The sequence below is a fragment of the Thermomonospora umbrina genome, assembly GCF_003386555.1.
Lineage (GTDB): Bacteria > Actinomycetota > Actinomycetes > Streptosporangiales > Streptosporangiaceae > Thermomonospora > Thermomonospora umbrina.
In genome coordinates this window covers 3,208,736-3,225,107 of record NZ_QTTT01000001.1, presented here as the reverse complement: position 1 = coordinate 3,225,107, position 16,372 = coordinate 3,208,736, and the positions used below count along the sequence as shown (strand labels likewise).

16 protein-coding genes are annotated in these 16,372 nt (G+C 71.9%); 11 read left to right on the top strand and 5 right to left on the bottom strand.

The features are described 5' to 3' along the window. On the top strand, positions 1–1,002 hold the full coding sequence (locus DFJ69_RS14415; protein ID WP_116022962.1) for an AAA family ATPase: 1,002 nt from the start codon (positions 1–3) through the stop codon (positions 1,000–1,002). After that, positions 992–5,173, top strand: a complete 4,182-nt coding sequence (locus DFJ69_RS14410) for a sigma-70 family RNA polymerase sigma factor (RefSeq protein ID WP_116022961.1) — start codon at positions 992–994, stop codon at positions 5,171–5,173. Before DFJ69_RS14415 ends, DFJ69_RS14410 begins: the two co-directional genes overlap by 11 nt. On the opposite strand, the gene DFJ69_RS14405 is transcribed toward DFJ69_RS14410, so the two are convergent. Further along, entirely contained in the window at positions 5,160–7,070 is a 1,911-nt protein-coding gene (locus DFJ69_RS14405) for a WD40 repeat domain-containing serine/threonine protein kinase (RefSeq protein WP_116022960.1), read from the bottom strand. The two genes, DFJ69_RS14410 and DFJ69_RS14405, sit on opposite strands and share 14 nt — an antisense overlap. Before the next feature lie 42 nt (positions 7,071–7,112). Further along, positions 7,113–7,964 carry a DUF4397 domain-containing protein gene (locus tag DFJ69_RS14400; protein WP_170177652.1) on the bottom strand — a complete coding sequence of 284 codons (852 nt, stop codon included), beginning with the start codon at positions 7,962–7,964 and terminating at the stop codon, positions 7,113–7,115. Between the two features lie 184 nt (positions 7,965–8,148). On the opposite strand from DFJ69_RS14400, the gene DFJ69_RS14395 reads away from it, so the two are divergent. From DFJ69_RS14395 to DFJ69_RS14380, 4 genes are all read left to right on the top strand, one after another. Beyond that, on the top strand, positions 8,149–8,790 hold the full coding sequence (locus DFJ69_RS14395; protein ID WP_116022958.1) for a LysE family translocator: 642 nt from the start codon (positions 8,149–8,151) through the stop codon (positions 8,788–8,790). 61 nt (positions 8,791–8,851) lie between these two features. Continuing rightward, on the top strand, positions 8,852–10,078 hold the full coding sequence (locus tag DFJ69_RS14390) for a helix-turn-helix transcriptional regulator (RefSeq protein WP_116022957.1): 1,227 nt from the start codon (positions 8,852–8,854) through the stop codon (positions 10,076–10,078). 81 nt (positions 10,079–10,159) lie between these two features. Beyond that, the gene (locus DFJ69_RS14385; protein ID WP_116022956.1) at positions 10,160–10,378 is read left to right on the top strand and encodes a hypothetical protein; all 219 of its coding nucleotides are present in this window, start codon (positions 10,160–10,162) and stop codon (positions 10,376–10,378) included. Continuing rightward, positions 10,375–10,587 carry a hypothetical protein gene (locus DFJ69_RS14380; protein WP_116022955.1) on the top strand — a complete coding sequence of 71 codons (213 nt, stop codon included), beginning with the start codon at positions 10,375–10,377 and terminating at the stop codon, positions 10,585–10,587. The genes DFJ69_RS14385 and DFJ69_RS14380 overlap by 4 nt, the downstream gene beginning before the upstream one ends. A 167-nt stretch (positions 10,588–10,754) precedes the next feature. Here the strand turns inward: DFJ69_RS14380 and DFJ69_RS14375 are convergent, their stop codons facing one another. After that, on the bottom strand, positions 10,755–11,399 hold the full coding sequence (locus tag DFJ69_RS14375; protein ID WP_116022954.1) for a DUF998 domain-containing protein: 645 nt from the start codon (positions 11,397–11,399) through the stop codon (positions 10,755–10,757). A 106-nt stretch (positions 11,400–11,505) separates the two neighbouring features. Between DFJ69_RS14375 and DFJ69_RS14370 the strand changes: the two genes are divergently transcribed. Then, positions 11,506–12,162, top strand: a complete 657-nt coding sequence (locus DFJ69_RS14370; protein ID WP_116022953.1) for a TetR/AcrR family transcriptional regulator — start codon at positions 11,506–11,508, stop codon at positions 12,160–12,162. Positions 12,163–12,294: 132 nt separating this feature from the next. Here DFJ69_RS14370 and DFJ69_RS14365 read toward each other — a convergent pair whose 3' ends face one another. After that, positions 12,295–13,029 carry a M15 family metallopeptidase gene (locus DFJ69_RS14365; RefSeq protein WP_116022952.1) on the bottom strand — a complete coding sequence of 245 codons (735 nt, stop codon included), beginning with the start codon at positions 13,027–13,029 and terminating at the stop codon, positions 12,295–12,297. Between the two features lie 146 nt (positions 13,030–13,175). Between DFJ69_RS14365 and DFJ69_RS14360 the strand changes: the two genes are divergently transcribed. Then, positions 13,176–13,613, top strand: a complete 438-nt coding sequence (locus tag DFJ69_RS14360) for a hypothetical protein (protein WP_116022951.1) — start codon at positions 13,176–13,178, stop codon at positions 13,611–13,613. A gap of 18 nt (positions 13,614–13,631) precedes the next feature. Here the strand turns inward: DFJ69_RS14360 and DFJ69_RS14355 are convergent, their stop codons facing one another. Continuing rightward, a complete protein-coding gene (locus tag DFJ69_RS14355) occupies positions 13,632–14,093 on the bottom strand; it encodes a MarR family winged helix-turn-helix transcriptional regulator (protein ID WP_116022950.1) in 462 nt (153 codons plus the stop codon). Between the two features lie 123 nt (positions 14,094–14,216). Here DFJ69_RS14355 and DFJ69_RS14350 point away from each other — a divergent pair, with 123 nt between their 5' ends. From DFJ69_RS14350 to wrbA, 3 genes are all read left to right on the top strand, one after another. Next, positions 14,217–15,167, top strand: a complete 951-nt coding sequence (locus tag DFJ69_RS14350) for a pirin family protein (RefSeq protein WP_116022949.1) — start codon at positions 14,217–14,219, stop codon at positions 15,165–15,167. A gap of 39 nt (positions 15,168–15,206) precedes the next feature. Then, the gene (locus tag DFJ69_RS14345; protein WP_116022948.1) at positions 15,207–15,491 is read left to right on the top strand and encodes a chorismate mutase; all 285 of its coding nucleotides are present in this window, start codon (positions 15,207–15,209) and stop codon (positions 15,489–15,491) included. A gap of 103 nt (positions 15,492–15,594) precedes the next feature. Then, entirely contained in the window at positions 15,595–16,218 is a 624-nt protein-coding gene (gene wrbA / locus DFJ69_RS14340; RefSeq protein ID WP_116022947.1) for an NAD(P)H:quinone oxidoreductase type IV, read from the top strand. Positions 16,219–16,372 lie beyond the last annotated feature (154 nt).

Genomic DNA, 16,372 nt, shown 5'->3' with positions numbered 1-16,372 from the left:
ATGCCCGACTGGCTGATCTACACCGGCGAGGACGACCCGCACGACCGGGTGACGGACCTGCCCGACCCGCCGCCCTGGCGCCGGTTCACGGGCGGCCCCGCGCTGCCCGTTCCGTCGGACCGCGCGGGCGACGATCACCAGGCGCTCAGCTACCGCCCGGCGGAGAGCGCGGTCGAGCAGGTGAACGCGGCCCTCTACCTGCGGCGTCCGCTGCTGGTGAGCGGCCCGCCGGGGACGGGCAAGTCGACGCTGGCGCGTTCGGTGGCGCGGGAGTTGAGGCTCGGCCCGGTGCTGCACTGGCCGATCACCAGCCGGACGACGCTGCGCGACGGGCTCTACCACTACGACCCGCTCAGCCGGCTGCAGGCGGCGGCGCGGTACGACGGCGGCCCCGTTCCGGACGAGGACGTCGGTCGCTACATCCGGCTGGGTCCGCTGGGCACCGCGCTGCTGCCGTACGGGCGGCCCCGGGTGCTGCTGATCGACGAGATCGACAAGGGCGACCTCGACCTGCCCAACGACCTGCTGTCGATCTTCGAGACGGGGGAGTACGAGGTCACCGAGCTGGCCCGGGCGGCGATGGCGGGCGAGGCCGGCCCCCGCGAGGTGATGACCGCCGACGAGGGCGGACGGGTGGCCCTCCCCGTCACCGGCCGGGTCCGCTGCCGGGCGTTCCCGCTGGTGATCATGACCAGCAACGGGGAGCGCGAGTTCCCGCCCGCGTTCCTGCGCCGTTGTGTGACGCTGCGCCTGCGGCAGCCGGACGAGGCGGCGCTGCGCGCGATCGTGCGGGCTCATCTGGGCGATCTCGCCGACGCGAGCGACGACCTCATCCGGATGTTCCTCGAACGCGAGAACGAGGGCCTGCTCGCCACCGACCAACTCCTGCACGCCGTGTACCTGACCCAGGCCGCCGCGACGAAGGGCCCGGTCGACCGGCTGACGCTGGCCCGGCGGATCATGCCGCATCTCAGCGGAGGTCCGCGCGACGATGACGACTGAGCGGTTCGGCGAGGTCCTCGCGCGCGCCGGGCTGGACCTGACGCCCCGCGAGCTCGCCGAGACGCTCTGGCTGGCGCACCACCTGGACGACGGCGAACGCCCCGAGCCCACGCCGCCCGAGGCGCCTCCCCCGCCGCCGCGTCGCCGTCCGCCCGACGCGCCGGCGGAGCCGCCCGGCCGTCGGCCGCTGGGTCTGCCCGCCGAACGACGCGTCGCGGAGCCCGAGGTCGCGGCGGAGCCCCGGCAGCCGGTACGGGAGCATCGGACGACCGCCCGGCCGGTCCTCGCACCGACCGCGCCGATGCTCGGCGACGTGCCGGCCTTGCAGCGCGCGTTGCGTCCGCTCAAGCGTCGGGTGCCGTCCCGCGCGGCGATCGTGGTGAACGAGGACGCGACCGCCGAGCACATCGCCGACCAGCGGCCTCCGCTGCGGCACTGGGTTCCCGTCATGGAGCCGCCGGCCGAACGATGGCTGGGGCTGACGATCGTGGCCGACACCGGGCCCTCGATGGAGCTGTGGCGTCCCCTCGTCCGCGAGCTGCGGACCGCTTTCGCGCAGGTCGGCGCGTTCCGTGACCTGCGGTTGTGGTGGCTGGCGGCGGGCGACGGACGGGTGGGCCTGCGCACGTCGCCCGTCGGGCGCGGCCCGCTCCGCGACGCCGCCTCGCTGGTCGACCCGTCGGGGCGGACGGCGGTGCTGGTGCTGTCGGACTGCTCCGGGGCCCACTGGTGGGACGGAACGGCCGGTCGAGCGGTCCACGCCTGGGCGCGGCGGGGCCCGACCGCGATCCTTCAGCCGTTGCCCGAACGCCTGTGGTCGCGCACGGCCGCCCCCGCCGAACCCGGCACCGCCCGCCTCGCCCGACCCGCCGCCCCCAACACCGTGCTCGGCTTCGAGCCGTACGAGGGCGCGGCCGACCCCCTGCCCGGCGACCTGCCCGTTCCGGTGCTCGAACTGTCCGCGTCATGGCTCGCCGACTGGGCCCGGCTGGTGTCCGGGGCCGGCGGGGACGGCGTGGCCTGCGAGGTCACCCAGGTCTCCGAGCACGCCCGTCCCCTCGCGCTGCCCGTTCGGGCCGAGCGGGAGCTGACCGGCCGCGACCGGGTGCGGCGATTCCAGGCCACCGCCTCGCGCGAGGCCATCGAACTCGCCGCGCACCTGGCGGTCTCCGTTCCGTCCGTACCGGTGATGCGGCTCATCCAGGCGGCCACGGCGACGACGCCCCAGCCGAGCCACATGGCCGAGGTCATGCTGAGCGGCCTCCTCCGCCCGGACGCCTCGCACCCGGGTCTGTACGAGTTCATCGACGACGCCCAGCGGGCGCTGTTGGAGGCGCTGCCGCGTTCGCGTTCGCTGCACACCCGGCGGCTGCTGGATCGTGTGTCGGCGCAGATCGAGTCGCTGGCGGGCACGGCCGCCGAGACCTTCCGCGCCTACCTGCCCGCCGCCCACGGCACGGACGGCACGACGATGGGCGCCCCGATCGCCCTGGTCAGCGAAGAGGCCGCCCGCATCCTGGACCGCCGCACTCCGCCCGTCCGGGTGGCGGTCGCGCCGGAGACGGTCGCCGTCGGTGCACCGGTGGCGCCCTTCTATCTCGTGTGCGACGAGTCGGCGTCGATGGCGTCCGAGGGTGGGATCGACACCGTCAACGCGGCACTGCGGGAGCTGCACGAGGAGATCTCCCGCCATCCGGTGGTCGCCGAGAAGACCCGCTTCGGCCTCATCGGCTTCTCGAACGACGCGCACGTACGGCTTCCGTTGTCGGACCTCGGCGCGGTCACGTCCATGCCCACCTTGACCGCCTCGGGGGCCACCGCCTACGGCCGGGTGTTCGCTCTCCTCCGGGAGACCATCACCCGGGACGTCGCGGCTCTCAAGGCGGAGAGCCGGCGGGTGATGCGGCCCGCCGTCTTCCTCCTGACCGCCGGCATGCCGACGGATGGGTACGGGTGGACGGACGCGTATCGGCAGCTCACCGATCCCGGTTGGGCCTCGCGGCCGCACATCGTGGCCTTCGGGATCAACACCGCGAACACCGCGAACACCGCGATCATTCGACAGGTCGCCACGATCCAGGGGTTCATCGCGGACGGTTCGCTGCGACCGGCCGAGGCGATCTCGGAGTTCGTCCGGGCCCTGACCCGCAGCGTCATCGACTCGGGCCCATCGATCGGCCCGCAGGGCGGTACGCTCTCCCTTCCCCAGGACGGAGTGCGCGGCTTCAACGCCATAGCCACCGAGCACGTTGGGGAGCCGTCCACAGCCGATTACCGCGCCGCCATGGTCGAGTGGCTGGAGTTTCAACTCGCGCGGCGGCTCCCGAGGTTGGCGGAGCGCCGTCCCGACTTCGACGACGTATTCGTCGACCGTCTGGTCGAGGACCCGACCGGGACATCAATGCACCTCCCCAGGGCCCTTTTCACCGCCGGTGCGAATGTTCTGACCGTGGAGGGACCGGCGGGGGTGGGCAAGAGCACGCTCCTCCTCGAGACCGCCCGGTTCATCTGCCGTGAGCCCGATGACCACGGCCGCCCCATTGTGGTGTTCCGGTCGATGGACGCCCTGGCCGCCCTGGTCTCGCGCAATCCGCAGATCGACCTTGCAGACGCGCTGGCCGCCACGGCTCCCAAGTCGAGGGGAGCGCGGGTGTCGGCGAACTGGTTCGCCGATCACCTCCGTGGGGGTCGGTGCGTCGTGCTGATCGACGACATCGACCGGCACCCCGAGTTGGTGTCCCGTTGGCTGGTCCCCCACTGCACCGCCTACGCGAACAACGACTTCGTGCTGGCCGGGCGCGCCGTTCACCGTCTCATGGAGATCGCATTCAGGCTGATCCTGCCGCCTTTCGACCGGGAACAGCTCAAGGATCTGACCGAGCGCTGGTTCGAGAACGTCGTTCCGGGTGGACGCGTGGGTCGCGCCCTCGTCAACCGACTCACCCGCGCCCGGTCGGCGGAGATCAGGTCCGCTCCGGCGCTGGTCCCGTTGCTCGTCCAGGCCCATGAAGTGCACGGCAATGTGCCCGACGACCGCGTCGGCATGTACTCGGTCCTCTGCGAGACCAACCTCTCTTCGCGCAGCATTCTCATCGACCCCGTGGCGCAGGTCGTCGATAGCAGGCGCGGCAGAAGGGTGCTCGGTAAACTGGCGCTGGAGATGCTGGCGGGGAAATTGAGCCACGTCCCCGTTCGCATGGCGGCAGATCTCGTCGCCGACGAAATGGAGACCACCGGCGAGTCGCACCTCGTGGCGCGCGGATACCTCTCCTCGATCGCCGATGAAAGTTGCCTGATCCGGGAAGACGAGGTCGGGAATCTGGCCTTCACCCACCACTCGCTGCGTGACTATCTCGCCTCGACGATGTTCGTCGAGGGCGCCGGGTCGGAGCCGCTGCTCGACCACGTCGGCGATCCGGAATGGCACGGCACGATCCTCTTCTATGCCGAGCACGCCACGGTCAACGCCTTGATCGAGGCCGACGTGAACGCCCTGCGTACCGCGTGCACGGACGATGGCGGCCCGGAGGCACTGGCGCTCCTCGATGAGCTGTCCCGGCTCTCGCCGGTGCCCCCCATCCATCCCTTCATCAACGCCCAGCGGAGGCAGGAAGCCGACGATCTGTTGATGCGGCGGGTCCGACAAGGTGATTCCGAGACCCTCGGCACGCTCATCCAGCAGCACGCCGCGACCCTCCATCACACCGCCCTGGAGTTGCTCGGGGACGAGCAGGAGGCGGAGGACGCCGTTCAGGACACGGCCCTCAACGCCGTCCGGCAGGTGGGCCGGTGGGAGCCCGGCACGCCGGTGACGTCCTGGCTCTCCGCGATCCTCGTCGACGTGTGCGGTGACCGTCTCCAGCGCCGTTGGGCCGGGCGGCCGGAGAGCATGAGGCCCCACGACAACGTCATCGGCCTGGCGAACACCTTCGAGGGGCCCTCGTCGTCCGAGGAGCCCGACACATCGCTCGACGTGCAGGCGGCGCTGCAGCGCCTCACCCACGAGGAACGTACGGCCGTCGTGCTCGTCCACATGATGGGCTACAGCCCCGAGGACGCGGCGAGTGTTCTGGGCATCCGCCCCCGGAGACTGCGCTCGCGCATCAAGAGCGCGCACAACAGACTCGGGCCGCTGCTCGAACATCTGCGCAACACGCTCAGGGACCCGTGACGTCCCATAGTCGTACCGTGTGGTCGTGGCCGGCCGTGGCCAGCAGGCGGCCGTCGGGGCTGTAGGCGACGGCGCTGACGGTGCCGGTGTGGCCGTTGATGGTCGCGGCCTTGGCGCGGGAGGCGAGGTTCCACACCGTGACCGTGGGGCCGCTGGCGTCGGCGAGGGTACGGCCGTCGGGGCTGAAGGCGAGGGCGTGGATGCTGCGGTCGTGGCCGAGCGTCGCCGTTCGTTCGCCGGAGCGGGGGTCCCAGACGGCGACCTGGCCGTTGTCGCCCGCCGAGGCCACGGAGGCGCCGTCCGGGCTGACGGCCACGGCGCGGACGAGGGTGCCGGTGTGGCCCAGGAGGGTGCTCGTCCGTCGGCTCTCGGGGGACCACAGGCGCAGGGTCTCGGGGCCCGCGACGACGAGCTCGCCGCGAGGGCCGAAGTCGGTGACGAACTGGCCCTCGCCGTCGTCGAACGTCCTGACCGGTCGCCGGGTGGACGTCTCCCACACCTGGACGCCGTCGGTGCCCGCGCCGGCCAGCAGGCGGCCGTCCGGGCTGAACGCGACCGAGCCGATGACGCCCTTGCCGGGGGAGAGGGTGACCTGGCGGCGCGCGCGGGTCACGTCCCACAGGATGACCGTGCCGTCGTAGCCGGCGGAGGCCAGCGTGCGGCCGTCGGGGCTGAACGCCAGCGCGAAGACCGCGTAGCCGTGGCCGCGTAGCACGGTGGTCTGGGCCCTCCCCGGGACGTCGAAGAGCCTCACGGTGCTGTCCTCCCCGGCGGCGGCGAGGAGGCGGCCGTCGGGGCTGAACGCGACGGCGTTCACCTTGTCGGTCGCCTGCTGGAGGGTGGCGGACGGGCGGGTCCCGAACGCGGCGGCGTTCAGGTGCCGGGCGGACCGGGCCGCGTCGGCGTCGCCGGACCCGTTGGGCCACAGCAGCGCCGAGGCCCCGATCGCCGCCGCGACCACCGGTGCCGCCAGGGTGACGACGGCGCGTCCGACGGAGACGGGCACCCGTGGGCGGGGGGGCTCCACGACGGGGTAGGGGGCCGGCTGCGTGATGCCGGGGTCGTGGTGTTCGGCGGCCGGGTGGTCGATGATCTGCTGGAGCATGACGGTGGCCTGGGCGGCGGTGAGCCGTTCGGTGACGTCCTTGCGCATCAGGCCGGTGATGACCGGGGTGAGCAGCCCGCCGTGGGTGGGGACGGGGGGTTCGCCGTTGAGGATGGCGTGGAACGTCGCGTTGGCGTTGGCCCCGGAGTAAGGCCGGTGCCCCTCCACCGCATAGAAGAGTGTGGCCCCCAGTGACCACAGGTCGGAGGCGGGCACGGCGCTCTCGCCACGGGCGCGTTCGGGCGAGGTGTAGGCGGGGGCCCCCATCACGAACCCGGAGTGGGTCACCGCCGGGTCGCCCTCGATGGTGGCGATGCCGAAGTCGGTGAGGACGACGCGGGTCTCCCCGAGCAGCACGTTGCCGGGCTTGACGTCGCGGTGCACGACCCCGGCGGCGTGCGCGGCGCGCAGCGCCCCGAGGATCGACAGCCCCACCTGGGCGGCGCGGCGCGGCGACAGCGGCCCGTGCTCCCTGACCACGGCGTTGAGGGCGCGTCCGTCGATCAGCTCCATGATGATCCACGGACAGCCGTCGTGCTCCACCACGTCGTAGACGGTGACCGCGCCGGGATGCACGATCCGTGCCGCCGACCGGGCCTCCCGCAGGGAGCGCAGGTGCCGCTCGTCGCCCTGGTCGCGGCCGAGGTAGGTGGGCAGGAACAGCTCCTTGGCCGCCACGTCGCGCCGCAGCCGCTCGTCGCGGGCCCGCCAGACCACGCCGAAACCGCCCCGGCCGAGTTCCTCGGCAAGGCGGTACTGCCCCGCGATCAACGGACCTGGACCGGCGGCCATGAGATCGACGATATCTGCAGAACGAGTTCTAAAACATTACCTTCAAGAGCGTTTGAACGACCGCAGGAAAGCTCCACGCACCGGCCTGACCACCGCCATGCCCACCAGCGACAGCACCCCCAGAACGATCATCGGCCAAAGGCTCCGGGATTCGACCCTTTCGCCCCCCGCAGATCCACCGAAACCGGCCCCGGCGCCCCCTCCGGGCGGGACCGCTCCCGGCGCGGCGTCGCGCAACGCCACCAGCCGCAGCCCCCGTTCCCCGTCCAGCACCACGACGGTGTGGACCATGCCCGCCCGCAACCCGATCTCGGTCTTCGCCGTACTCCCGCGCCCTTGGACGCCCACCTCGGCCGTCCCCGTGGCGAGGTGACGGTACGACGTCGCGGCGGGGAACCGCAGCGACTCCACAAGGCTCGCCCCGTTCGCGGTGACGTCCACGGCGGGCTCCTTGAGGGAGGCGGCGATGACCCGCAGCCCCGCCCTGTCGTCGGGCACGGCCGCCGTGTCGTTCAGCACCACGAGGCGAAGCCCCTTGTACGGCCCCATCCCCGCGACCGTGTAGGCGGCCCCGCCCCGTACGAGGACCGCCGTGGAGAGCACCGGCCTGCTGCTCGCCGGGGCGTCGGCCGGACGCATCGCCACCGTGTAGCGTCCCGCCACGAGCCGCTGGTACGGAGACAGCGCCCCATAACCCACGTGCCGCAGCACCAGCCGGGGCGTCTCGTTCCCCACCGCGTACAGGTAGACGTCGACGGCGGGCGCGTCGGGCGACAGGTGGGCCAGCCGGACGAGCCCACGCGCTTCCCGCGTCTCGGCCGCGACGCCCGCCGCCGGCGTCAAGACCCCCGCTCCCACCAGGAACAGACAGGCCATGCTGGAACGGAATGCCATAGGGGACCACATTCTGGGATCGGGGGTGTCGCACGAGCGCAGCCATCGCAGCACAGCGCGTATGGCCCGGCAACACCAGTCGCTTCCGAACCGATAACGACCACGGCACCCGCCCTTAGGGGGACGACCGGAATGGCCGCGATATTCGGTGGCCCGTCCGGGATGAGCCGATTAGCGTGGCTCCATGCCGAGCCTTTCCACGCTGGTCGTCTACTCGATCGCGGCCCTCCTGGTGTTGATCGCCCCCGGCCCCGCCGTGCTGTACGTGGTCTCCCAGGGCATCCGGCAGGGCTCCCGCGCCGCCGTGACCGCCGTGGTGGGTGTCCATGCGGGCACCCTCGTTCAGGTGGCGGCGGCGGTGCTCGGCCTCTCGTGGCTGCTGCTGTCCTCGTCGGTGGCGTTCACCGTCGTGAAGTACGCGGGCGCCGCGTACCTGATCTATCTCGGCGTACGAGCCCTGCTCAACCGTTCCTCGGGCCTCACCGAGGTCGATGCCGAGCCCAGGTCGTCGCAACGCCTGCTCGGCGAGGGTGTCCTGGTGAGCGTGCTCAACCCCAAGTTGGCGCTGTTCTTCCTCGCGTTCCTGCCCCAGTTCGTGGATGCGGAACGGGGCTCCCCCGCGCTCCAGATCACCGTCTTCGGGCTGGTGTTCGTGCTGCTGGGGCTGTGCACGGACGGCGCGTACGCCCTGCTCGCGGGGGTCATCGGCCCCTGGCTCCGCAGCCGCCCCCGGGTGCTCGGGGGCGAACGCCTCGTCGTCGGCGGCACCTTCATCGGCCTCGGCGTGTTCACCGCCCTCACCCCGGCCGCCCACCGCAAGCCCTGACGCTTCGCGCCCCCGCGATCTAGCCTGGGAGAGGTCGAAGCCTCCAGGAAAGGGCAGGCCGATGCCCCAGACCAGCAACGCACCCGCTCCGGGCACCCCCTTCGCCGGACGCCTTCGCTTCTACCGAGAGAGATCGGGCAAGAGCCGTGCCGTGCTCGGCGGCCTGGTCGGCCGATCGGCCGAGTGGGTCAAGGGGCTGGAGGCCGGGCGACTCGGCCAGCCCGGCCTGCCCATGCTGATCCGGCTCGCCGACGTGCTGGACGTGCCCGACCTCGCCGCGTTGACGGGCGAGCAGCGTCTCTCGAAGGCGACGTACACGAAACACGCGCACGAGTCACTCGGCGCGGTGCGATCGGCCTTGACGTCCTACACGCTGCCCGGTGACGGAGCCGAGCCCCCGTCACCGACGGCCCTGGCCGTCCGCGTCGCCCAGGCATGGCACTTGTGGCACGGGGCCCGTCTCCAGCGGACGGCGCTCGCCACCCTCCTGCCGGGCCTGATCACCGATGCCCGCGCCGCGGTTCGCCTCTTGGACGGCGCGGAACGTCGCTCGGCGCTGACGCAGCTCGCGCAGATCTACCACCTCACGCAGTTGTATCTGGCGTTCCAGCCCGTCCCCGAGCTGGTGTACCTGGCGTCCGACCGGGCGATGTCGGCGGCCCAGGACGCCGACGACCCGCATGCGATCGCGGCGGCCGCCTGGTACCTCAACCACGTCCATCGCGACGCCGGTGAGGCCGTCGAGGCGCGCGTCCAACTCGCCCACGACACCGCCGCCATGCTCCGGCCGGAGACGTCCCGCGAGGATCTGGCCCTGCACGGGCTGATGCACCTGGCGATCGCGCTCTCGCACGCCCGGCTGGGCAAGAGCGGCGACGCGTGGCGACACCACGACGAGGCCGCCCGCGCGGCGCAGGGCTTGGGCGGCCACGTGCACCCGTGGCTGATGTTCGGCACCGGGATGGTCGAGCACTACACCGTCACCCTGCATGCCGACACCTTCCAAGCCGCCCGCGCGATCCAGGCGGCCGGCCGCATCGATCCGGAGTCGGTGCCCTCAGCCACGCGCCAGTCCCGCTACATGGCCGAGGTGGCGCGCGCCCACCATCTCCGCAAGGACGAGGTGGCCACCGTTCATCTGCTGAAGCGCGCCCGCGAGGCCAGTCCGGACACCCTGGCCTACAGTCTGTTCGCCCGGTCGGCGGTCTCGGAGATGCTGACGACGGGCGGCCCAATGGTGCGAGACGAGGTCCAAGACCTGGCGCTCTCCTTGCAACTGATCGCCTAACGGGTACAACCTGTGCCTTCCCGCTCAGGGGGTACAGGCCGTACCCCTAAGTCACCGCGCACGCACTTACGGTCAAGCGCCATGAGGCAGTCAGTCATCAAGGTGTACGACCCGGTGGAGCGGGCGGTGGCCGCTGCGATGGAGCGCGAGCGCAGGCCGTACTGGGTCATCTGGTGGGGCGTGGGGTCGCAGCGGTACTGGGCCATCCCGTGCTGGCGCGGCGCGACCGTGCCCCTCGTGGACGCGCCCACCGACCGCGAGCTGCGCGACGCCATGCGGTGGGTCGAGGGCACCGCGTGAGGCCGCCGTACGGGGTGGACGTCGCTCCCGTGGGGCAGGCGTGCGAGGCCGCCGCCCACGGGGACGCGCCGGTGGCCGCCGTCGTGCGTACGCAGGACGGGTCGTTCTGGTGCGCCGTTCACTGGTGGCCGCTGGCGGTCGCCATCCAGGGCGACGGGCTCGCCGTCGCCTACAGCGCCACCGCTTGGGCGCGACTCTGCGGCGGCTGACCGCCCCACGAGCGCCGTACGCCCCGGCAGCTCACCCGGGCGGCCTGACACCGGGGGTACGGCATGGGGTCGCAGCGTGAGGGGAGGCGCTGCGGCCCCGCCACAACGTGAAAACGGGGTCGGCATCAGGAAATGATGCCGACCCCGCCGATGCCTGTCGTCCGTGGTCACGCGTGCTGGAGGTGCGGCGCGGCCACCTGGGGCTGGGAGACGGTCATGAGTCGTCCCGCCGTCACGGAGACCCAGCTCCAGGCGATGAGCGACGCCACGGCGAAGAGAAGGCCCATCCGGTCCGGGTCGCCGGCCGGCAGACCGAGGTAGACCAGGCCGATGGCGACGTGGAGGGCGGCGAGGCCCTTACGCCCCTGGGCGACGGAACGGCGGGCGGCCACCAGGGTCGCCGCCACCAGGGCGAGGCCGGAGGCCATGGCGGCGACGCCGTGGAGCACCCCGTGCCAGGTCGTTCCCTCGGCCGCGCCTACGGGGTAGCCGTTGGCGGGGTCGGCGACGAACAGTCCTGCGGCGACCAGGCCGACGCCGAAGACACCGACCAGGCGCGGCAGCCAGGTGCGGCCCGGTCCCTCGGTCACGGTGCGGCGCAGACCGACCGCCGCGAGCACGAACAACGCGCCGGTCACAACGAAGTTGACCATCTGGATCCAGCCGTGGTCACCGGCGGACAACTGGCTGATCATGTGCGGGCCGAGGTCGAAGTCGGGCCGGGTGGCGATCTGCGCGGCGGCGACGGCGAAGAACAGCGGGGTGGCGGCGACACCGCAGGCCAGGAGCGTCCGCGTCGAGGTCTCGTGCATGGTTCTCATTCCTTCGCAAGGGGTCGTTCGGAACTAGACCGTACAGTACTGAAACGAGAACTGGACTGTCTAGTACCCTTTCGGGAGAACGAGCGAGGAGGGCTCCATGACCACCGCATCACCGGCCTCCGGGTACGTCCCCCAAGAGGGCACCCGCTCCGCGCGCAGCCGCAAGGCGATCGTCGAGGCGGCGACCGAGACGTTCCTGCGCAAGGGCTACCCGGGCACCAGCATGGACGAGATCGCCGGCTCGGCCTCGGTGTCGAAACAGACCGTCTACAAGCACTTCGCCGACAAGGAGACGCTCTTCACCCACGTCATCACCGCGATGCTGGCCGAGACCGACCAGCAGAACCAGGCCGCCGTCCAAACCCTCGGCGACACCGACGACCCCGCGCGCGGCCTCCAGGAACTCGCCCGCCGCTTCCTCGCCTCGATCCGCGCCCCGCGCGTCCTGCAACTGCGACGCCTGGTCATCGCCGAGGCCGAACGGTTCCCCGAGCTGGGCCGCGCCTACTGGGAGAGCGGCTTCGAACGCGGCATCACCACGCTGGCGGAGGGCTTCCGACGCCTCACCGAACGGGGCCTGCTCACCACGGCCGACCCCGTCGTCGCCGCGCACCACTTCGCCGGCCTCGTGCTGTGGATCCCCATGAACCGCGCCATGTTCTGCGGCGACCAGGACGCCATCACCGCGTCCGAACTCGACCACCTCGCCGAATCCGCCGCCGCCGCCTTCCTCGCCGCCTACACCGACCGGTGACGCCGAACACCTGACGAGCCGAACACCACGGCGGCCTCCCGCCCCGCGCCCTCGCGCGCGTGGCGGGTGCGGCCCGCTGTGGCGGGAGGTGTCGGCGTGAACGCTCGCCGACGCCTCACCGCCGTGGCGGGGCTAGCGGCCGGTGCTGCTGAAGTGCTGGTAGTCCTTGACACCGCTCCAGGTGCCGCCCCAGCCCCAGCCGATGCTCGCGAACGCCTTGACGGTCTTGTCGCCCCGGTGGATGAGGCCGGGGTCGTCGCGGCTGCGGTCCTTGAACTTCACGCAGTCCTTGTGCGCGACACCGCCGTCCGCGGACACGTACGGGTTCTCGCACGGGTTGATGTCGACGGCGAGACCGTAGGCGTGCTGCGACCAGTTGCCCGAGCCGGTGGCCGCCCGGCAGTTGAACGCCGAGGTGTTGTTGGCCTCGATCGAGTCGAAGTCGCTGCCCCGGTACTTGTCGACGGGCTCCATCCGGGCGATCGGGTAGCGCTGGTCGAACAGCCTGCGGAACACCTTCACCAGGCCGTCGGCGGCGGACGCGTTGACGATCAGACGCCCGTCGTGGACCTTGCCGTCCATCCCCCAGTGCGTCATGTCGATGGCCCGCAGCCGCGACGTGGGCACCGGACAGCCGGGACGCCACGAGTGCTTGAGGTCGGAGCGGGACACCTTCGCGATGGCGGCGGTGAACCGCGTCGCCGTGCGGTCGGCGCTCGGCGCACCGCCCGGGCTCCCCGAGCCGCTCGCCGTGGGCGGGGAGGCGGTGCCCTCCGACCCGGGACCGTCGTCGCCCCCGCACCCGGCCATCGCGACACCGAGCGCGACGGCCAGCGTCACCGCGCTGATCAGCGGTTTCTCAACCATCTCCCCAGCATGGCACGGCACCGCCCGCGACGACCCGAACGTGCCGGCACGCGGCATGCCGATCACGGGTTCTGGCCCGCCCCACCCCGTTCGGCTACGGTGCCGTTACGAGGCCCGTCCAGGAAACCGTCGCAGGGATCGCGCTCATGACCGACCCGCAGGAAGAGGATTTCCCCAGTCTCGGGGACGAGCTGTTCGGCACCGGCACCGGCACCGGATATGGCGGAGGGACGAACGGGGCCGGCGGCGGCCGGGTACGCGCCGAGCCGATCATCAAGACGCCCAAGGCCCCTCCCTGGGAGCGCTTCGGCGGGGTGGAGCGGCGTGACCTGGTGCGCGCGGGGGCGGGGTTCGCCACGTTCGTGTTCGTCGACCTGGTCATGATGTACGCGCCGCTGATGGGCCGTACGGACACCAGTGTGCTGCCGCAGTTCGTGGCGCTGCTGGTGGTGGCGTTCGGGCTGGGCGGGATGTGCGTCTGGCACATCCGCGGGTCGTGGCGACCCTACGGGTTCGGGCTGATGCTGGGCTGGGTGTTCCTCACGCTGATCTCGGCGGGCTTCCTCACCGGCGTGCTGCGTTGACCCCCGGCGGGCGAGGTGTCAGCGGACGGTCGCGATGCGCTCGCTCACGGCGGTGAAGGCGCGGCCGATGGCCTCGAGGTCCTCCGGGGCGATCAGGTCGATGAAGAAGTCGCGGACGGTCTCGACGTGGTCGCGGGCGGCACGTTCCAGCGCGGCGTAGCCCTCTTCGGTCAACTGGGCGAACACGCCGCGCTTGTCGTTGGCGCAGGACTCGCGGCGCACCAGGCCCTTGCTCTCCAGCCGGCCGCAGGTGTGCGAGAGCCGGCTGCGGGACTGGCTGGCGTGCTCGGCCAGCTCCGCCATCCGGAGGGCGTGGCCGGGAGCCTCGGACAGCCGGACCATGATCTCGTACTCCGACGTCGAGAGGCCGTGCTTGGCCTTGAGGTCGCGCTCCAGGAGATCATGCAGGCGCACGCTGCCCTCGATGAAGGACCGCCAGTCGCGTTGCTGGCGCGCGTCGAGCCACCGGGGTTCGGTCATGGGTCCAGTATAGGCGGCGAGTTGAAGGTTCAACTACCTGCGGGTACGGAGGAATAGTTTAAGCTTCAACCATGTTGGGGCCCGGTGCAGGCCCGAAGAACACGCGAACCCCCGGAGGTCCCGATGCCCGCCGTCACCGCCGACACCCTGACCCTTCCCCGTGTCATCGCCCCCGCCGACGGCGCCCGGCCCCGCCGCGTGCTGCAGGTGTCCACCGCCCCGAGCGGCCTCGAGGGCGAGGGCTTCCCCGTGCGCCGCGCGTTCGCGGGCATCGACCACAAGCACCTGGACCCGTTCATCATGATGGACCAGATGGGCGAGGTGGACTACGCGGCCGGTGAGCCGAAGGGCACGCCCTGGCACCCGCACCGCGGTTTCGAGACCGTCACGTACATCGTGGACGGCACCTTCGTTCACCGGGACTCCCACGGGGGCGGCGGCGTCATCACCGACGGCGACACCCAGTGGATGACGGCGGGCTCCGGTCTGCTCCACATCGAGACCCCGCCCGAGTCGCTGGTGATGAGCGGCGGCCTGTTCCACGGGCTGCAGCTCTGGGTGAACCTGCCCGCCGAGGACAAGATGATCGCCCCCAAGTACCAGGACATCCGGGGCGCGAGCGTGCGGCTCCTCTCCTCGGAGGACGGCGGGGCGCTGATCCGTCTGATCGCCGGTGACCTCGGCGGTCACGAGGGCCCCGGCGCGACGCACACCCCGATCACGCTGACGCACGTGTCCGTGAACCCCGGCGCGGAGGTGACCCTCCCCTGGCGGGCGGACTTCAACGCCCTGGCCTACGGGCTCGCCGGGAGCGGCTCCGCCGGAGCGGAGCGGCGGCCCTTCCGGATGGGTCAGTCGGTGGTCTTCGGGGCCGGCGACTCGGTCACGATCCGCGCCGACGAGTCCCAGGACTCGCGCAGCGCGAACTTCGAGGTCGTGCTGCTCGGCGGTCTGCCGATCCGTCAGCCGATGATGCAGTACGGGCCGTTCGTGATGAACACGCGCGCCGAGCTGCTCCAGGCGTTCGAGGACTTCCAGGCCGGTCGCCTGGGAACGGTCCCCGCGGACGCCTGACCGAGGCGACGGGGAGGGGTCATGGGAGGCTTGCCCCCCATGACCCCTCCGACGTCCCTCTCCGAGGTCCGCTCCCGCATCGACGCGCTCGACGGCGAACTCGTCCGCCTGCTCGCCGAACGTCAGGGCCTGGTCCGCGCCGCCGCCGCGTTCAAGTCCGACGAACGGGCGGTGCGCGCGCCCGACCGGGTGGAACGGGTCGTCGCCGGCGTCCGGGAGCGCGCCGGGGCCGAGGGCCTGCGGCCCGAGATCGCCGAGGCGGTCTGGCGGGCGATGATCGCCGCCTTCATCGAGTACGAGCTGAACGAGCACCGGACGGGCTGACGCCGAGGGCCCAGGAGCGCCGAAACCCTGGCGGACGGCCGATATCGGACGTGATCGCCCGGTACGGTCCCTTCGGGAAGGATCAGTGATCAAAGGAGCGCTCATGGCGTACGGCGGGCCGGTCAGGATGGCCGTCATCTACTACTCGGCGACGGGGACGGTCTACGAGCTGGCCAAGGCGGCGGCCGTCGCGGCGGAGAAGGCGGGCGCCGAGGTGCGGCTCCGGAAGGTCGGGGAGATGGCGCCCGCCGAGGTGATCGCCGCCAACCAGGGCTGGAGCCGGCACGTCAACGCGACCCGGCACGTGGCGGAGGCGACGCTGGAGGACCTCGACTGGGCGGACGCGCTGCTCTTGGGCGCCCCGACCCGGTACGGGATGCCGGCCGCGCAGCTCAAGCAGTTCATCGACACGACCGGGCCGCTGTGGGGCGACGGACGCCTGATCAACAAGTGCGCGTCCTCGTTCACCGCCTCGGCCACCGCGCACGGCGGACAGGAGTCGACGCTGCTCGCGATGAACAACACCTTCTACCACTGGGGCGCCATCATCGTCCCGCCCGGCTACGCCGACCCCGTTCAGTTCCGCACCGGCAACCCGTACGGCGCCAGCCACACGTCCCACAACGGGGAGGTCCCGCCGGGGGACGCCCAGCTCGCGGCGGTGGAGTTCCAGGCCCGTCGGGTCGTCGAGGTGGCCCAGGCGTTCAAGCGGGGGCGGGGCGTCTGACCTTCCGCGCTCGTTCCGGAAAGGCGTGACGGGCCCGGGGGCGTACGCTACTGTGTTCGAACCGTCGAACACAGGTTCGACCTGGGGGCGCCGGGAGGTGGCATGGCGGCGACGCGAGCGGCCGGACCCGGCGTCCGGACCGACGAGGGGGCCC

Excerpts from the sequence above, each read along its gene's own strand:
- DFJ69_RS14345 (WP_116022948.1), top strand. The coding sequence starts at position 15,207 with ATGACCCCTCCGACGTCCCTCTCCGAGGTCCGCTCCCGCATCGACGCG.
- DFJ69_RS14350 (WP_116022949.1), top strand. The coding sequence starts at position 14,217 with ATGCCCGCCGTCACCGCCGACACCCTGACCCTTCCCCGTGTCATCGCC.
- DFJ69_RS14400 (WP_170177652.1), bottom strand. The coding sequence starts at position 7,964 with ATGGCATTCCGTTCCAGCATGGCCTGTCTGTTCCTGGTGGGAGCGGGG.
- DFJ69_RS14375 (WP_116022954.1), bottom strand. The coding sequence starts at position 11,399 with ATGCACGAGACCTCGACGCGGACGCTCCTGGCCTGCGGTGTCGCCGCC.
- DFJ69_RS14405 (WP_116022960.1), bottom strand. The coding sequence starts at position 7,070 with ATGGCCGCCGGTCCAGGTCCGTTGATCGCGGGGCAGTACCGCCTTGCC.
- DFJ69_RS14385 (WP_116022956.1), top strand. The coding sequence starts at position 10,160 with ATGAGGCAGTCAGTCATCAAGGTGTACGACCCGGTGGAGCGGGCGGTG.
- DFJ69_RS14360 (WP_116022951.1), top strand. The coding sequence starts at position 13,176 with ATGACCGACCCGCAGGAAGAGGATTTCCCCAGTCTCGGGGACGAGCTG.
- DFJ69_RS14355 (WP_116022950.1), bottom strand. The coding sequence starts at position 14,093 with ATGACCGAACCCCGGTGGCTCGACGCGCGCCAGCAACGCGACTGGCGG.
- DFJ69_RS14370 (WP_116022953.1), top strand. The coding sequence starts at position 11,506 with ATGACCACCGCATCACCGGCCTCCGGGTACGTCCCCCAAGAGGGCACC.
- DFJ69_RS14390 (WP_116022957.1), top strand. The coding sequence starts at position 8,852 with ATGCCCCAGACCAGCAACGCACCCGCTCCGGGCACCCCCTTCGCCGGA.
- wrbA (WP_116022947.1), top strand. The coding sequence starts at position 15,595 with ATGGCGTACGGCGGGCCGGTCAGGATGGCCGTCATCTACTACTCGGCG.
- DFJ69_RS14410 (WP_116022961.1), top strand. The coding sequence starts at position 992 with ATGACGACTGAGCGGTTCGGCGAGGTCCTCGCGCGCGCCGGGCTGGAC.
- DFJ69_RS14395 (WP_116022958.1), top strand. The coding sequence starts at position 8,149 with ATGCCGAGCCTTTCCACGCTGGTCGTCTACTCGATCGCGGCCCTCCTG.
- DFJ69_RS14415 (WP_116022962.1), top strand. The coding sequence starts at position 1 with ATGCCCGACTGGCTGATCTACACCGGCGAGGACGACCCGCACGACCGG.
- DFJ69_RS14365 (WP_116022952.1), bottom strand. The coding sequence starts at position 13,029 with ATGGTTGAGAAACCGCTGATCAGCGCGGTGACGCTGGCCGTCGCGCTC.